Source organism: Polaromonas sp. P1_F1 (genome assembly GCF_056405795.1).
In genome coordinates this window covers 121,905-138,318 of record NZ_JBFUBJ010000006.1, presented here as the reverse complement: position 1 = coordinate 138,318, position 16,414 = coordinate 121,905, and the positions used below count along the sequence as shown (strand labels likewise).

The 16,414-nt window shown below is 56.8% G+C and carries 15 protein-coding genes; 8 read left to right on the top strand and 7 right to left on the bottom strand.

Translation table 11 applies throughout. The annotated features are described in order from the left end of the window. The first annotated feature begins 3 nt into the window (after positions 1–3). Genes AC1DZE_RS16870 through AC1DZE_RS16855 form a run of 4 tightly spaced genes read left to right on the top strand, consistent with a single transcriptional unit; the run spans position 4 to position 1,858 of the window. Entirely contained in the window at positions 4–486 is a 483-nt protein-coding gene (locus AC1DZE_RS16870) for a type II secretion system protein (RefSeq protein WP_477700331.1), read from the top strand. After that, on the top strand, positions 483–968 hold the full coding sequence (locus tag AC1DZE_RS16865) for a type II secretion system protein (protein ID WP_477670769.1): 486 nt from the start codon (positions 483–485) through the stop codon (positions 966–968). Before AC1DZE_RS16870 ends, AC1DZE_RS16865 begins: the two co-directional genes overlap by 4 nt. Positions 969–984: 16 nt before the next feature. Beyond that, positions 985–1,470, top strand: a complete 486-nt coding sequence (locus tag AC1DZE_RS16860; RefSeq protein ID WP_477670770.1) for a type II secretion system protein — start codon at positions 985–987, stop codon at positions 1,468–1,470. Between the two features lie 13 nt (positions 1,471–1,483). Next, the gene (locus AC1DZE_RS16855) at positions 1,484–1,858 is read left to right on the top strand and encodes a hypothetical protein (RefSeq protein ID WP_477670771.1); all 375 of its coding nucleotides are present in this window, start codon (positions 1,484–1,486) and stop codon (positions 1,856–1,858) included. A 179-nt stretch (positions 1,859–2,037) separates the two neighbouring features. Here the strand turns inward: AC1DZE_RS16855 and AC1DZE_RS16850 are convergent, their stop codons facing one another. From AC1DZE_RS16850 to AC1DZE_RS16825, 6 genes are read right to left on the bottom strand one after another with little or no spacing between them, the layout of a single operon-like run. Beyond that, on the bottom strand, positions 2,038–2,712 hold the full coding sequence (locus AC1DZE_RS16850; protein ID WP_477670772.1) for a hypothetical protein: 675 nt from the start codon (positions 2,710–2,712) through the stop codon (positions 2,038–2,040). Positions 2,713–2,717: 5 nt separating this feature from the next. Beyond that, positions 2,718–3,428, bottom strand: coding sequence for an RHS repeat-associated core domain-containing protein (locus AC1DZE_RS16845; protein WP_477671211.1), 711 nt, complete (start codon positions 3,426–3,428; stop codon positions 2,718–2,720). Continuing rightward, positions 3,365–4,342: a hypothetical protein gene (locus tag AC1DZE_RS16840; protein WP_477670773.1), complete on the bottom strand. Its 978-nt coding sequence runs from the start codon at positions 4,340–4,342 to the stop codon at positions 3,365–3,367. The genes AC1DZE_RS16845 and AC1DZE_RS16840 overlap by 64 nt, the downstream gene beginning before the upstream one ends. Next, entirely contained in the window at positions 4,296–6,956 is a 2,661-nt protein-coding gene (locus AC1DZE_RS16835) for an Ig-like domain repeat protein (protein ID WP_477700330.1), read from the bottom strand. Before AC1DZE_RS16835 ends, AC1DZE_RS16840 begins: the two co-directional genes overlap by 47 nt. A gap of 35 nt (positions 6,957–6,991) precedes the next feature. After that, positions 6,992–10,243: a LamG-like jellyroll fold domain-containing protein gene (locus AC1DZE_RS16830; RefSeq protein ID WP_477700329.1), complete on the bottom strand. Its 3,252-nt coding sequence runs from the start codon at positions 10,241–10,243 to the stop codon at positions 6,992–6,994. Then, positions 10,240–12,258 (bottom strand): DUF6531 domain-containing protein, encoded by a 2,019-nt coding sequence (locus AC1DZE_RS16825; RefSeq protein ID WP_477700328.1) that lies wholly within the window; start codon positions 12,256–12,258, stop codon positions 10,240–10,242. Before AC1DZE_RS16825 ends, AC1DZE_RS16830 begins: the two co-directional genes overlap by 4 nt. 719 nt (positions 12,259–12,977) lie before the next feature. Between AC1DZE_RS16825 and AC1DZE_RS16820 the strand changes: the two genes are divergently transcribed. From AC1DZE_RS16820 to AC1DZE_RS16810, 3 genes are all read left to right on the top strand, one after another. Further along, on the top strand, positions 12,978–13,172 hold the full coding sequence (locus AC1DZE_RS16820; protein ID WP_477670779.1) for a hypothetical protein: 195 nt from the start codon (positions 12,978–12,980) through the stop codon (positions 13,170–13,172). 407 nt (positions 13,173–13,579) lie between these two features. Continuing rightward, the gene (locus AC1DZE_RS16815; RefSeq protein WP_477670780.1) at positions 13,580–13,813 is read left to right on the top strand and encodes a hypothetical protein; all 234 of its coding nucleotides are present in this window, start codon (positions 13,580–13,582) and stop codon (positions 13,811–13,813) included. A gap of 67 nt (positions 13,814–13,880) precedes the next feature. Then, positions 13,881–14,264, top strand: a complete 384-nt coding sequence (locus AC1DZE_RS16810; RefSeq protein ID WP_477674233.1) for a hypothetical protein — start codon at positions 13,881–13,883, stop codon at positions 14,262–14,264. Between the two features lie 242 nt (positions 14,265–14,506). On the opposite strand, the gene AC1DZE_RS16805 is transcribed toward AC1DZE_RS16810, so the two are convergent. Further along, positions 14,507–15,412 carry a LysR substrate-binding domain-containing protein gene (locus AC1DZE_RS16805; protein ID WP_477670782.1) on the bottom strand — a complete coding sequence of 302 codons (906 nt, stop codon included), beginning with the start codon at positions 15,410–15,412 and terminating at the stop codon, positions 14,507–14,509. 243 nt (positions 15,413–15,655) lie between these two features. Here AC1DZE_RS16805 and AC1DZE_RS16800 point away from each other — a divergent pair, with 243 nt between their 5' ends. Next, positions 15,656–16,306 carry an FMN-dependent NADH-azoreductase gene (locus AC1DZE_RS16800; RefSeq protein WP_477674251.1) on the top strand — a complete coding sequence of 217 codons (651 nt, stop codon included), beginning with the start codon at positions 15,656–15,658 and terminating at the stop codon, positions 16,304–16,306. Positions 16,307–16,414 lie beyond the last annotated feature (108 nt).

Genomic DNA, 16,414 nt, shown 5'->3' with positions numbered 1-16,414 from the left:
GATGTGACTCCCTTCTCCAGCAGTTTCCGCAAGATGGATTTGCGAACGGTCGCAGGCCGGAAGCGCAAGGCACGCTACCGTCCGCGCCCTCGCCGCCCCCATGCGGCAGGTTTCACGCTGATCGAACTGCTGGTGGTGTTCTCCATCCTCGCCCTACTTTTGACGCTGGCCACGCCGCGCTACTTCAAAGCGGTGGATGGTGGCAAGGAAAAAGTCCAGGCACAAAACCTCGCCACACTGCGCGATGCAATCGACAAGTTCCGCGCCGACCAAGGCAAGTACCCGATGCAATTGCAGGAGGTGGTGGACAAGCGCTACCTGCGCGAGATCCCGCTGGATCCGGTGTCCGGCTCCCGAGCCTGGGAGGTTTTGCCATTTCCAACCGGCGCTGAGCCAGGCATCTACGACGTACGCGCGCCCCTTGTGCCAAACCCAATCCCGCCAAAGGAAGGTGTCGAGCCACCCACTACGGAGATCGCGCCGTGAAACCGTCGGGGCAAGGCGGCTTCACGCTGATCGAGCTGCTGGTCTCACTGGCCATCGTGGGCCTGCTGGCCATGGTGGCCGTGCCGCTGACCCAGGTGGTGCAAACACGCGCCAAGGAGGCCGAACTCAAGCAGGGCTTGCGCACCCTACGCCGGGCGCTGGATAGCTATAAGGCCGCATCCGACGCCGGGGTCATCGACAAGGGGGTAGGCGCCTCCGGCTACCCTCCGTCGCTGGAGGTGCTGGTCAACGGCGTTCCGCGCTCTGCGGCTTTTGGTTTCTCCGCGCAGCCTTTTGTGGTGCTGCGCAGGATTCCGCGTGACCCTTTCGCCGAAGATCCGGCCCTTAGCGATGTGCAGACATGGAACACCCGCGCCTACAGCAGCAGCGCTGAAGCACCGCAACCGGGTGCGGACGTGTTCGATGTCTCCTCGAAGTCGTCCCAGCGCGCGCTGGACGGGTCGGCTTACAGCGCTTGGTGACGGGACTCGTTCAGCCATGACAAAAGCCACCCGCCCGCGCAAGGCTTTGGCCTCGCAGTCAGGTCTGGTGTTGCTCGCGGTGCTGATTTTTCTGCTGCTGACTACCTTGGGTGCATCGGCCATGGTGGAACTGCAGCGCACCCACACCCAGCGCGCCAAAGAGACCGAGCTGCTGTTCGTGGGAGACCAGTACCGCCGCGCAATCAAGTCTTACTACAGCAGTGTGCCAGCGGGGAAAAGCCAGTCTTTGCCGCGCTCACTCGACGATCTGCTGGAGGACAAACGTTTTACTGCGCCTGTGCGTCACCTGCGTCGCCTGTATCCAGACCCCATGACGGGCGAAGTCGACTGGGTGATTGTTCAAGGTGCGGACGGCATCTTGGGGGTGCACAGTCGCTCCACGCAGAGCGTCTTCAAGAAAAGAGAGTTCCCGATTCAGTACCGGGATTTTCAGGACAAGGAGACTTATGCGGAGTGGGTGTTTGTGGCTTCGGTGAATTAAGGGGGACTACCGCATGAGCTTCGCACCAAGTCTATCGTTGATCGCTTTCGTGCGTAGAGGGGACCTCAATTTTGAACGCTTCGTCGAAGTACTTTCCACACGCGGCTACATCACAGAGCAAGATCACGAGGCGGGTTGCAGCATGGTTCCATTAGGCATGGAGGCGGCGCGGCAAGAGGATTTTGATGCGCTGTTCAAACTGCTAATGCCTGGGCGTCTCAACGAGATTGAGTTGTCATGCAGAGCAACCGACGCAGGTGGCCTGCGAGGGGCGTTTTCATATGCTCTGTTCAATTCCAACGTCGTTGATGACGAAACAATTAAGCACATATTGACGAAAGAGAACGAGGAAATAGCTAGACGGTATACAGAGTTCACGCGAATTTAACGTGAGGGTGTTAAGTTTCGCGTCGATGTGACCTGCCTTTTTTTGCAGTCGCTTGACCCCATCAAAATCCGGAAATGCGGATCGCCAGTCCTACGCCAAAGGAGTCACCATTGGCTCAGTGCTCGATGAAAAAAGCGGATCAACACACGGATCCACAACCCTGTTTCAAATAGTCGCAGCTATAAAGACTCAAAGAGGCGCCACCGGTAATTTATTTCTGATAGCCGGCCATCAGCGAATTGGAGTTGCGCGGTCGAATAGCCTCCAGGAACATTTATCGTCCAGGCATCGTAATTCAGTAGCAAGGCTGTGTCTTTGTCGGTGATTCCGCTCTTCAGTCGAACCCATCTTGAGCTTGCAATGCAGGCAAATACTTCAACCCCTGCCTCATCGCTTAATAGCTCGCGTAACTTCTCCAGCAACTCGGATCGAGTCTTGATCGGGGATAGCGCTGCAAATTCCTTCACTGATGCGTGCACCAAACCCACGGGACCATTGTTTGAATCGAAATTGAATTTCGCGCTTTTACTGTTTTTATAGTCACTTACGCATATTCCCGGGGCGGCATCGAGGTCCTGAAGCTGAGCAATGTTCTTCCTGGTAATAACTGGATATCCCACCAGTTCGGGTAGAACATCATCTACACCGCTGTCGCCAAGTATTCTCATTACTTGCTGCTTCGACGCCCCGAGTTTGGCGCCAAGTAACTCCGTTCGCTTGAAGGAAATTACAGGAAAAAATATCTGCTGCGCTAAAGTGAGCAGAATGATTCCAGTCAGCACTCCCAGTATCGACCAGCGCATGACTCGGCCTCGTCGTTTGCCGTCCATATCACTATCTGCAAGTTGTTCCATGATTTTCACCGCCACAGTCCGGCGCCGAACGGACTCGGCTTCGCAGGTGTCCAGTTCTGCCCATAGGCGCCCGAAATATTTGGAACCGTACCACCAGCTCTTTCAACAGATTGCTGAGTAGCGGTGTTCGAGTTGGGTCCAAATTTCGCGTCGTACGGTCGGATCGAGTCATATCCTTCGGCTTGTCGCATAACCTCTCTATCAAAATCCGGTCCAGACACCCCCGCTGGCGGAGGCACTTCGTATGCTTCAGCCGGGGCTCCACCGTTCCATGCATTCCGATCGTCAACGTACGTGGGCGCATTGCTTCCTTGATTGAACATAGTTCGCCCGCCTGCCAGGCTGTATTGACCATCCACAATCTTTACCCGAACGCCACACACGTCTTTCCAATGCCACACGACGACGAAGCAGTGTTTAGCGCCAAGCCGGCGAGCCTTCGGATCGTTCACAGGCCGGCACACCACGGTTGTATCCAGACCCGACGGGTCCACTAGTCTCAACGGATCGCCCTCCACATAGCTAAAGGTATTGATGCCACCCGCCAGTCCAATGGGATCGGACTGCATATACCGCCCAATCCTCGGGTTGTACTCCCGATGCCAATTCTGGAACAGCCCACTCTCGGCATCAAAGGTTTGTCGAAAATCCTCTAATGGGCTTTGGCTACTCGAATCGCAAGCATCGGTGAAGTAAGGTCCTGCTGAGTGAGCAATATTGCTATGCCCGCGTCATCAAGAATTGCGTATGTATAAGCATTGGAAATGAAGAATCTCGTGCACTCGGTTTCTGAGCAACTCAATAACTCGTTGCCGGAACGAGCGCGCAAAGTGATTCTCGCTGGGCTATAGACTTGAGATGAATTTAAAACCGTGTACCCTGACCTTGAAGGGGGCAATGAAATGACTTTTTTACTTAAGGTTCCGATAGGCCCCAAAGACCAACTAACCAAATTCAGGCTCTTAATTTCTTGCCAAGCAGTGGAACATGTCGCGTAAAGCCTCTCATTATCTATCGCGTAGACCGGAGCCGCAGGAATTGCTAAAAAACTGGTGCTTCTATAAGCTGAACAGTCTGCGTTAATTTGTGCAAAGAAATCTTGAGAAATTGAAACTTCTGACTGCTCAGTAACATTGAGTAGAGTATTTTGGAAAAACAGGAGATCTCTGTATCGAACCGGTGCAACGATAGTAGAAGGGGCTTGGGGCCAACGTCCTGTCCTGTTACCCCAAACTATCGATACATGATCGCCATCTGCATCCACTTGAAAGTCGTCATCTTTGTAGATACTTGTGGACACCCTACTATCAGCCGACAAATTAACTCTTGCTCCATTTACAAAAAGTTTTCTATCGAACTTAGCAATACGCCTCTCATTTGCTAAATACTTCGGTGTGCCTTCAAGGTCTGATCTGGAGGACGATACATTTACTCGTGTTTTGTGAAAAGCGATGTATATGTTCGAGGAGTCAAACCATGCCGTTTCTATCTGGTATTGGTCAAATGTTCTAGAAGCCGAGTTTGCCGGTAAGGCGATAAGCATAGGCCACCAAAAACATAGTGCAACCCATCTTCTAAGCAAGTTATTCATAGCAAGAACAATCGATTTTTTGCCCTGAAATGGCAGCATTAATTTGATCCAAAGTTTCTTTCAAAAGCTCTGGTGTTAGGCTCTGAATATCTTCCTCTGAATGCTGGCCAGACCCATGTCTGTGACCTTGCGAGAATAGATTCCATTTCTGAAAGCCCCTATGTGCAGGGGATGTCGAGTCCATTATCGGATGTAGTGCAAATCCAAGCTTTATGAACGACGCTGTTTTGTCAAAATTCGAAATAGTGTCGGCTTTTGCTAACTCATTCTCAACGAATGTATTCAGCAACTTACATGATTGCGCCTTGGTTAACGCAGATGAACTCATTGCATGCATAAATGCGTTCGCCGCATCTTGATACTTCATGCTGTCAGCATCACGCGAACCCTGTTTCATGGCAGCTATTTGTGCGCTCGTTAATCTCAGTTGAGCACCTATAGCATCCAAAATCGCGTTGTGCGCGGCAGTTGACCACAACCCCTGCGGATCGATTTTACTCAAAGGATTTGCCGAGACATATGCAAAGGTATTGATCCCGCCAGCCAGTCCAATAGGATCGGACTGCATATAGCGCCCAATGCGCGGGTTGTACTCCCGGTGCCAGTTCTGGAACAGCCCACTCTCGGCATCAAACACCTGCCCGGGTAAGCGCTGGTTGAACGCGAAGACGCCCAGGCTTGACGGGTTCTGATCAGGCGCCGTCGCCCCAAAGGGCTCCGCCGTATCCCAGCGCCAAGCAATCGCTTCATCACTCTGCCGCGTAATCACTCTGGGTGCACCCAACTGGTCGGTCGAGACGTTGTACAGGCTGATGGCAATGTCGCTGGTTGCAGCAGTCCCCGTCTGCTTGATCACCCCGACCGGCATGCCCATGTAAATGGTTTCATATTGAGGAGCGCCATTGGCATCGTACTCACCTAGCAGCTTGCCCCCTTCGTCATAAACGTAGTAAGCCGCACCGGTAGGCACCAGCGCCGTCGGCCCCGTCTTGCTCATCCTCGACTCCAGGGCACTGTAGCTGTAGCTCACGGTGCCGCCGGCATTCGTCATCGTCGCCAGTCTTCCCCGGTCGCTGTAGGTGTAGCTGTTGGTCCCGTCACTCGTGATGTTGCCGGCCGCATCGTGCACCACGGTGGCCGTACCTGTTGTGTCTTGCGTCTGGTTCAGCCGGTTGCTGGTCGTGGCGATGGTGTTCGGGTAGCTCGTGCCACTGATGACCTTGGCCATACGGTTGCCGGTAGCGTCGTAGCTGTACTGGATCGCACTGCTGCCCAGGGCCGCGCTGGTCAAGCGGTTCAGGTTGTCATAGCCAAAGCTCTGGTCCAGGCTGGGAACAGGCGCTCCGTTGCTTGTGTGGGTGTAGCCGGTGATGCGCCCTGCACTGTCTCGGGTAATAGTGCGGCGAACGCCTGTGCTGGTCGGGTCGCCCAGGTTGTACGCACTGATCTGGCCGTTGGCGTCATAACTGATCGCCTGGGTCTTGCTGCTGGCCCACGTCCAGCCGGTGAGCTTGTTCTCGGCATTGGTGGTGATGCCCGTTATCAGCGGCAGGGTTGTTCCGCTGGTGCCCACGCCGTTGGCATTCGGCGGATTGACCGTGACGGCATTGACCTGCCCCTGGGGGTCGTAGCTGTAGTTGACCTTTGTTCCGCTCGGATAGGTAATCGCCGTGAGCTTGTCCAGTGCGCTTCCCGTGTCACCCCAGCTGTAGCCCACCGTAAAGGTCTTGCTGCCTATGGTCTGGGTTTTGCCTGTCTTGCGGCCCAGGCTGTCGTAGCTGTAGACGGCCTGGCCGGAAGCATCGGTGATCTTGGTGAGCTCGCCCACTGCGGCTGGGGTGGGAGTGGATCCGCCGTCGTACTCGAGCACGCTGGCGGTGCCGGTGGGGTAGCTGATGCTGGTCAGGCGGTTGAGGTTGTCCCAGGCGTACTGGGTGAGCTTGCCTCTGGCGTCGGTCTTGGTCAGGACGTTGCCGTTGAGGTCGTAGGTGTACTGGCTGGTGCCGGTATCCGGGCTGGTCTGCGCGGTGACATCACCCAGGCCGTTGGGGCTGTAAGTCGTCGCCAGGTTGCGGGGATCGGTGACCTGGGTCAGGTTGTCATTGGCGTTGTAGGCGAAGCCGGTGGTGGTGGGGGTGCTGCTACCGGTGTTGGCGGGCTGCTGGGTCTGGATGGGGCGACCCAGGCTGTCGTAGTAGGTGTAGCTGGCCAGGCCGTTGGGATCGACTACGGTGGTGGGCCTGCCCATGGCGTCGTAGCCGTATTGCCAGGTCAGGGTGCCGCTGTTGATGGCGACGGTGATGGAGCCAGATGTGGAAGGGTCGTTGTTGGTATCGCCTGCGTAGTCGGCGCTTAAGGCATGGCTGCCCAGGGCTAGGGCGTTGGTGGCAAGCGTTGCCACGCCGCCTGTCACGGCGCCGGTGCCCAGGGTGGCGCTGCCGTCCTTGAAGGTGACGTTGCCGGTGGGACTCGCACCTGTGACGGTGGCGGTCAGCGTGATGCTCTGGCCTACGGGGGCGGTGCCGGCGCTGCTTGAAAGCGCTGTGGTCGTGGGGGTGGCGGCAAGCGCCAGACCCGGGGCCAGGGCAATGAGCAGCGCCAGGCGGCTTAGCCAGGCGTTGAAGGTTTGACCGACTTGGCTAGGGCTGCTCATGCGACCTCCTGTTTGGGTGATGGTTGTTGTGGTGTTCAATTGCTCGCTCCCGTGACTTGCTGGACCCGGTTCAAGGCGTCATACACCCGGGTGATGTTTCTTTGCAGGTTGCCCGAGGGGTCCTTGACCTGTTCGCCTGTCTTGTTGCCCATGGCGTCCAGGGTGTAGGTGATGGTGTTGCCTTTGGCATCGGTCACACCGGTCAGCCGGTGGGCGGCGTCGTAGCTGTAGCTCATCGTTGTGCTGTCGGGCAGAACCACCCCTGTCAGCTGGCCGGCGTTGTCGTAGCTGTAAGTGGTGGTGCGGGCAACTCCGCCCGGCGGCGTGACACTGGTGCTGCTGACCCAGCCTCGGGGGGTGTAGCTCATGTCGGTGACGATGCCTTTGGGATCGATCATCTGCCGTACTCGCCCCGCCCTGTCGTACAGGGTGAATTGGGTGACGTGCCCTGCTGCGTTTGTCACGCTCTGCAGGTCTCCGATCGTATGGCCTACATCAACGGCGATGTTGGTATCGGTGTAGTACACATAGCTGGTGCTGCGATTGTTCGCATCTATGGAAGTCAGGATGCGGCCGGAAACATCATAGGTAAATCTCGCATCGGGGCCTGACGCAGGAAGATAGGCTGCGATACCGGGGAACTGCGCCGCTGGCGGTGTGAAAGCCGCTGAATATCGTGCAACACCTTTGGTGATACGGACTTCATCCATATTCCCGGTGAAAGCGACGGCCTCCCCACCCTTGCCGATATACAAAGGGCCCGTGAGCGCTGCGAAAGGCGTGTAGGCGGCGGTACTGGTGGATGGGACGCCATTGACGTAGACCGACATCGTGGCCCCGTTCCCCACAATGGCAACATGCTGCCAGACGTTGGCCGTAATCGCCGTGCTCGGGAATACACCAACAATCTCCCAGTTATTCACGGCCGCGTTGCTTTTGAGAATACGTACAGAGCTGTTTTCCAGGTCTATCTCAAATGGGGAGTAAACAGGGCCTAGTCGTGTGGAGATAAGGCTCTGAATACCGCCAATGGAACCAGGCTTCAGAAAAAACTCGATGGTGAATGGCAACGACCCGAAGTTAAAGTCGGTTCCAGCGGGTACCGAGATGTATCCACTGTTGGCGAAAGCGCCGGAGCCGGTGCCAAATACTTTCGACGCAGTTGAAATTGAGGCACTTCCTGTGACAGAGAGCGTTTTCAGAGCAGCACCATCGTCCACAAAAGCTGTCGAGCCGTTCGTCCCATTCATGTGAAGCAAAAGCGAATTAAATGCTGCACTCGGATCGGTTGGACCACCTCCAGCTGCTGCCGGGTTCGCGAGTTGAACAATCCTCTTGCACACCACGGGCAAGGGCTTTCCATTCGGCAACGTTGGCGCACTGGTGCAATTGGCCGCTGCATCGGCGTTCAAAGGGTCTGGCCGGCCCTGGTAAACCAGCGTTGTCAATGTCCCAGGCGTGGCACTCGCAACAGGAAGCCGCCAATCCGGGTGCCAAGTGGTCGTGAATTTCCTAGCCCCTGCCGGCAAAGTGGCGCCGCCAGGTAGCACGGCATTGCAGGCCGCGGTGTTGGACAGGCCTTCCACTCGCGTGATCTCCCGATTCGAACCGTCATACGCATAGCAACTGCGCACGCCGTTGAAATCATCTTGTGAGAGCAAATTCCCAGCTGCATCAAAGGCGGAGGCGTTATTGGCTGCGGCACAGCCTGAGCCTGCCGGCTGGCTCAGGCCCGTAGCCTTGTTCAGTCCACCCACCGTGGTAGACGCGATGTCCGAGCTTTGCCCATTGGGCAGGGCTAGAACCACGTTGCTGGGCGACACCATGCTGTGGGCGCGGGTGGTAATGGTCGTTGCGGCATCGTAGGTTTGCGTGACAGCCACGGAAGGTGGAGTGCCGTAAGCCACGCTGTAGCGGTTAACGCCCCCGGCAAGTTCGGTGGAGATGGCACGGCCGGCGGCATCGTAACCATAGGTGGAATAGCGGTTCCCCAGTTCGTCCACCGACCCCGTGAGCGCCCACGGCAGGCTGGAGTTTTCGTAAACAAAGGTTTGAGCCGAGTTGTCGGGCCAGCGGAGTTCGACCAGGTTGCGGTTGGCGTCGTAAAGGGCGCTGATGGTTTGGCCCATGGCATTGCTGATGAAGCTCAGCAGCCCGTCAGTGGCGGCATTGCCGCCGGAGGGCAGTGTATAGCTGAAGTTGATGCTACGGCCCGTGTTGTCGGTTGCCGACACCAAGTACCCAGCGGCCGGGGCAGCGGTACTCGCCGCCGAGCTATACGCGTACGTTATCCTGTTCCCGCGGCCATCGGCTTCAGAGGTGATCCGCCCCGCGGCGTTGTAAGTTTCCAGGGTCTGTGAGGAAGCCTCCAGATAGCGATAGCCACCGGAGACAACGACCAGCGAATCTTTGTTCAAACCCATCGGAGCATAGGAGGCGTTCGTCGGGTTGTACCTGAAGCTGACGACGGTGCCGTTTCCACGCATGACCTGCGCGTCGAACCCCCCTGCACCGATAACGATGTTCTTGTGCAGCGAACTCTCCCATAGCGCACCGAGCGCGGGGRTATTGCCGAGCACTTTGGGTGCAACGCCCATAGACGCAGCGGTGAAAACCTTGCGGTTGTCGTAAGTCACACGCCACTCCTGGCCACCAACCGAAAACCCCGTTGCTACCGTGTGCGTCTCGGCGCCGACCAAGGGCGTGATAGGTTTGCCCTTCTGAACAAAACCAGCATCCTTACAAGATTGTGGCTGCGAGCTCAAAAGGAGGTTGGCAATGTTGGTAGTGCTGCTGTTGTAGCAACCGTTCTTGAGAGGGTTCTCCAGATAGCCTGGCTTGCAAACGCACGTCGCGCCGTTTGGATCCGACCCCGCTGGACAAACGGGGGGAACCGTACAACCGACGGCTGAGTACGTGCTAAGGCCCTTATTTGGCACAGTGCAATGGAACCAGATTTGCTGATCCAAAAGCAGCTTGGGATTCGGCTCCGCGCTCATAGCGACCCAACTTACTCCCTGGAACGGCTCCTGAGCCTGACAGGAAGCAATTGCAGAAGACATGCACGCTCCATTGCCCGCAGAAACACCGAGCCAGCTCGGAGTAAGCGGATCCACATTGGCGAAAGCTGTGCCTGACATCAACGCAGCCAGCACAGCAATCCACGCCAAAAGCTGTTTCTTCAGATTTGCCGTATTTCCCACGATGAGCTTAGGCTTTAGAGTATTCGTGCACTTTTCATTCACGTTATTACCTCGCTGATACGCTTGATTTGCATTGGGGTTCAATTACTCGCTCCCGTGACTTGCTGGACCCGGTTAAGGGCGTCGTACACGCGGGTGATGTTTCTTTGCAGGTTGCCTTGCGGGTCTTTGACCTGCTCGCTGACCTTGTTGCCCATGGCGTCCAGGGTGTAGGTGATGGTGTTGCCTTTGGCATCGGTCACACCCGTCAGCCTGTGCGCGGCGTCGTAGCTGTAGCTCATGGTGCTGCTGTCGGGCATAACCACACCCGTCAGCTGGCCGGCGTTGTCGTAGCTGTACGTTGTGATCCGGGCTACCCCACCTGGTGGGGTCACCGTTACGCTGCTGACCCAGCCTCTGGAGGTGTAGGTCGTGTCTGTGACGATGCCTTTGGGGTCAATCATCTGACGCACGCGCCCTGCCCTGTCGTACAGGGTGAACTGCGTGATGTGGCCTGCTGCGTTGGTGACTGACTGGAGGTCGCCAACCGTGTGACCTACCACGTTGGGTATCGTGCCGCTGAAGCTGGTGCTGCTGTAATAGGCGTAGGTCTGCTGGACGATGTTATTGAAGCTCTTAGTGGCGATTAAGCCTTCAGGGTTGTAGGTCCAACTGCTGGTTCGAGCCACATTAGTGGCCGTGTCGGTGACGGTCTGACTCAGTTGGTTTCCCTGTGTGTCGTAGGTATAAGCGGTCGTTCTTCCCGCTTCTGTCACCAACACCGGCAACCTGAAGGTTGGGTGCCACTGGGTGGTCGTGGTCTGCACCTCAGGAAGGCCTGTTGCCTTGGTGGTGGTCAATGGCAGGCGCCGGTTGATATCCCAGGTGTACATGGTGTTGACACCCAGGAAGTCGGTCTCTTGCGTGACCAGTCCACTGGCGTCTTGCACCCGGCTGGCCGCGTCGCCGGAGCCGCTTGCGCTCGGCAGGGTTGCCCCGGTCACGGCGAGCTGGCCCTTGTTTGTGCTGTAGTTGTAAGTACGTTGTGTGTCCAGCGGGTCTGTGACGGTTGTTGCGCCTGCGGCCCCGTAACTCACACTGTACCGGTACACGCCGCCGGCCAATTCGGTGCTCAGGCCCCTGCCCTGAGTGTCGTAGCTGACGGTTTCATAGCGATGCGACACCTCATCGGTGATGCCGGTCACCAATTGCGGAAAAGTTGCGTTCTCGTAGTGGTAAGTCTTGCTGACGGCACCGCTCACACTGCCTGCGTAGGTCACGGTTGTCAGGCGGTCCGTGGCTGCAGTGCCGTCATAGCCGTAGCTGATGACCTGGCCATCAGGCGCCGTCACGCTGACCAGTTGGCTAGAGGCGTTGTAAATAAAGCCCAGGCTGCGCCCAAATTTGTTGGTCACCGTGATCAGCAGGCCTGGAACGGGGGCGATGCTACCGGGCGTACTGGTGGTACTGTAGGTATAGGTAGCGACCCAGCCGTTTCTCTGGGTCACGGTGAGCAGCTTGCCAACCGCATCGAACTGCCACTGGCTGTCGTTGTCCAGCTGTTTGTAGAGCAGGCCCGTGCCGTTGGAGGCCAGGGTATCGGCACTGTTGGTGGCCAGCCAGCTGCTGGTTCCCACCTGCCAGCCAAACTCGCGTACGCTGCCGTCGCCGAACATGACCTTGGCGGTGCTGTCTGCCGTACCGACAATGCCTTCCAGCTGGACAGACGCTGCATGGTTGTGCGACCAGGTTTGGCCGAAAGCGGCGCTGCCCCCTGCCGCCACAGTACCCGCCGACCGGCTGCTGCGAAAACTACGCAGCAGGCTGAGCGCATGCGGGCCTACGTCCTGGTAGTCATAGTCGTCAAACACCTTTTCCCCGGTCGCGGGAATGATCGGGCTTCCGACCTCAATGCCATCGACAAAGCGTTTTTTCGGCGCAGGACATGTCAGCACAGGCGGCGGCGGGGCCACCACACACGACGTGCTGTTGCCATCCTCTTTGAAGCCCTTCTTGCAAACGCAAGAGCCGTTGACCAAATCGGTACGTTCGGGGCACTGCAAGGTACCCGAGCCATAGGTGTAGTTCCAATCGGGCGTCGCCGGACGGGACCTGTACACATAGCACTGGTCTCCAACCAGAGTCGAGCCATACCAAGGAGGTTGAATGCCCGTGCAATCATTTGCCGTGATGGCAAAGTTTTCGCAGGCCGCCAATGCGGTAGGTTGGGGCGTATTCAATGTTCCTTGACAGGCCCATGCCGAGGCATAAAAAAACTGAAGTGTCTTGGGGACAACGGCAGAAGCACTAAATGAAATGCCAATCAGCACGAGCAAAATGAGCCAAGGAAACCACGCTGATACCTGGTGGAAAATGTGCTCGCCTAGCCGGGCGGCGCTCATCACAAGATGAGCGGCGATATGCAATAAAGGCTGTTTGGTATTAGCCGCGCCCACACATCGGCGCGCCGGCCGACAATATTGATTGACCACTGCCCACTCCCTCTTTTGCTATTTGAGAGCAAGTGTCAGCCGGTGGTGTGAACCCTGTCAATCGCGTTTCGCAAAACTACCTTGTTCAATAAATCGCGATGCTCATTCAATCCAGATGAGGTTCAGCAACTTCGAGCAGCATCATTAACCCAAACATTCTCATTTGAAACCGATGCTGATGTGTGAATGACTATGCATGTGCACCGAAGGAGTTAACCGGCATGTGTGCGTTTGGAATAATTAGCACCTCTTCAAATAGAGGAGGCGGTGTCGTTTTGACGCACATGATGCGAAACACGAGTCCTGAATTTCGCTGAAGCTTGACCCGAGGGGGTGCGGACAAAAACTTGGACTGGTACGCCAGCATGTTCAACCAGATCGAAGTCTTTCAGGTGAGCGATGGGCATGCCCTGCTCAACACCCAGGTCAACAATCTGGTGCAGGCCATGGCATCGTTCAGCCCGCCAGCAGCGGGTGAGACCACCCTGCCTGCCAGCTACCAGAGCAGTCTGGCGCCGGTGATTGCTGCCAACTGGCAGTAAATAGCGTTGAAGCATATTGCTCGCTGAAATCGCCCGACGGCTTCCGCCCGGTTGCCGTCGGCCGTGATATCCAGCGAGTCCTGGCGCTATTATTTTTGTAGCTGCTTGCGCTCGTCCCTATTGGCTTGTGACCATATTTCTCATGAGGAATTGGTTGTCAACGGCTGGCTGCCTGGTAAGCCGGGAGCGCTCATTGGGAAGTTTCTCAGAACATGCAAATCCTGGTCGGCGCGACAGCAGGCGAATCCAACTATCGGCCAATCCTCCTGGAAATCGCATACATTCGCGAGGATCGTGAACATCCTTCTCGTGGAGACAGACGTCACAGCCCTTTCTTGGCTGAAGGCGACAGTTGGGGGTCAAACCTCAGCGCAATTCAACAACTTTCAGCTAATTAAAAAAACTACATGAAAATAATTGCCCTTCTATTTGGAACCGCTGGGTTTTTTCTTTTCGTGTACTTGGTCTACTTATTTAGTAAGCACAAAGCTTATTTCTCCGGGGAGACTGAATATCGGAAAGCATTCTCTCGTTTAAGGGAACACTTCCCCCAAGATGCCTTCGTAATGAAGTGGGGTCTTGTTTTTTTCTTTGCCGTTGAAGCGATTGGTGGTCTGATTGCAATGATCTCTAAATATTGAAGACTAATTAGAAATCGCAATAGATCATCTCGACCATTCACATCTAAAAATTGCGAAGAATTCCCCAATGACAATTGAAATTAAAAAGAAAAAGTCAAAAATATTGGGCGTACCAGCCGGGGTGATTGTTGGGCTATGCGTATTGGGATATGTCATTTCGTTAAATGGAGTTCATGACGAAATGATCGCATTTCCTTTGATATTTTTTCCAATGCTCGTCACCATTGGTATGGCTGCGATCGCAAATCTGGCATTTTGGTTTGCAACCGGAAGCTCGCCAAAAAGAGACTCGCCTGGCTCGCTGACAAACGATGAACGTTTGTTAGAGGCCGCGCAACGCCCCGATCGTTTCTGGCTTGTGGCGTGCTATCGCTACCTTCAGCCTATCACGATGGTCGGCGCAGGCTACATAGCAATTTGTCCTGTGATCGGTGTTGTCCTTTTGAAGTAATGGAGTGGGGAAATGGGTTTCCCAAGAGTCTATGAATTCGGCAATGTATTCATCAACGTCGCCAATGCGATGGCGCCGGCCTGAACACCCCGGAGCAGGTCCTAAACAGCCTGCTCTCGCTGTTCAGGCAGTCTTTTTGAGTATGAAATCGCCTCCAGCCCAATAAGGACGAGCGCAAGCAGCTACTAAATTCATAGCACCTTACCTGCACTCGCAGCCGGCGAATCCGCCAGGCGAGGCCGTCAAACCAGCTCTTCACCCCGCATCCGCTCCCCCAGGAAGTCCAGAAAGCTGCGCACCGCCGGAATCTGTCCGCGCCGCGAAGTGAACACCGCATGCGCCACGCCGGGGCGAAGCGCCCAGCCGGGCAGCACAGGCACCAGCAACTGCGCCTGCTGCTCCACCGCGCTCAGGGATTCTGGCAAAAAGCTCATGCCGGTGCCGGCCAGCACGGCCAGCTTCAGGGTTTGCAGGTCGTCGGCCACATAACGCGGCTGGTGCTGCAGCACAAACTCCTTTCCCTCGGGGCCCATCAGCGTCCACGACGCCCGGCCGTCCACCCAGGACATGGCGACGGTGTCCAGCTTGTGCAGGTCTTCCGGTTTTTCAGGCGTGCCCTGCCGCCTCAGCAAATCCGGGCTGGCCAGCAGGCGCCCGGAGCCGGCGCCCAGGTTTTTCACGACCAGGCTGCCGCTGTCTTCCAGCGTGGGCCGCACGCGCAGGGCAATGTCGATGCCTTCTTCCACCAGGTCAATCACCCGGTTGGTCACGCGCATGTCGACTTTCACATGAGGGTGAAGCGCCATGTAGCGCGGCACCAGGTAGCCCACCGTGCTTTGCGCCAGCGTGACCGGGCAGGTGATGCGCAGCGTGCCGCGTGGCTCGACCTGCATTTGCGCCACGGCTTCAGACGCCGCCATGGCCTCGTCGCGCATGGCGATGCAGTGGCGCAGGTAAATCTCGCCGACCTCAGTCAATGAAAGCTTGCGGGTGGTGCGCTGCAGCAGCCGCGCGCCCAGCCGCGCCTCCAGCTCAGCCACGCGGCGCGACAGGCGCGACTTGGGCAGCCCCAGCGCCCGCCCGGCGGCGGCAAAGCCGCCCCGCTCCACCACTTCGGCGAAATACAGCATGTCATTGAGGTCTTGCATGGGAAAAGTCCTTTCGCCGCCTTTTGCTCGCCTTGCACCGCGCGCGATGGCGCCGGTTTGAAGGAATTTTGTGATTTTGCGGCGTTTATTGTCTCACCAGTAGAACGATAAGTCACATTTTTGCCAACTTATCAAACACTCGACTCATCCGCACAATCTATCCCATGGCTGCGGTTCAAGGTGAACACGGCCTGAAAACCGGTTTATCCCACCCGATCAATCACTTCATTCAAGGAATTCACCATGACCAAACTTCTTCACATCGACTCCAGCATCCTTGGCGGCAACTCGGTTTCCCGCCAGCTCACGGCCCAGATCGTGGCCTCATGGCGCACCGCCAACCCCGCCACCGAAGTCAGCTACCTCGACCTGGCCGCCGACACACCTTCCCACCTCTCCGCCGAATCGCTGGGTTTCCGCATGCCTGCCGGCACGGCCCTGAGCGACGTGCAAAAGCGCGAAAACGCCGTGTCTGAAGCGCTGGTGTCGCAATTCCTGGCCGCTGACGTGATCGTCGTGGGCGCACCGCTCTACAACTTCGCGATTCCCACCCAGCTCAAGGCCTGGATCGACCGCGTTGCGCAAGTCGGCCGCACCTTCAAGTACACCGACAAAGGCCCCGTGGGCCTGGCCGGCGGCAAGACGGTGATCGTGGCTTCTGCGCGTGGCGGTGTGTATTCAACCAGCGACGCGATGACAGCCCTGGAACACCAGGAGAGCTACCTGAAAGTGGTGTTCGGCTTCTTCGGTATCACCGACGTGCGTTTTGTGCGCGCCGAAGGCCTGGCCATGGGCGAAGCCGCCAAGGAAGCCGCGCTGGCCGCCGCGCAAATTGAAATCGTGACCCACACGCAAAAATCCGCCAACCAGGAAAAAGCCGCGCTGGCTGCTTGAGTTGCCGGCGTCCGGCCATGACGCCGCAACGCCGCACAGAAGAAAGCCCGCAGTTGCGGGCTTTTTTTGTTTCGCCAACATCATCTGCCCGATGCACACGGCCAGACA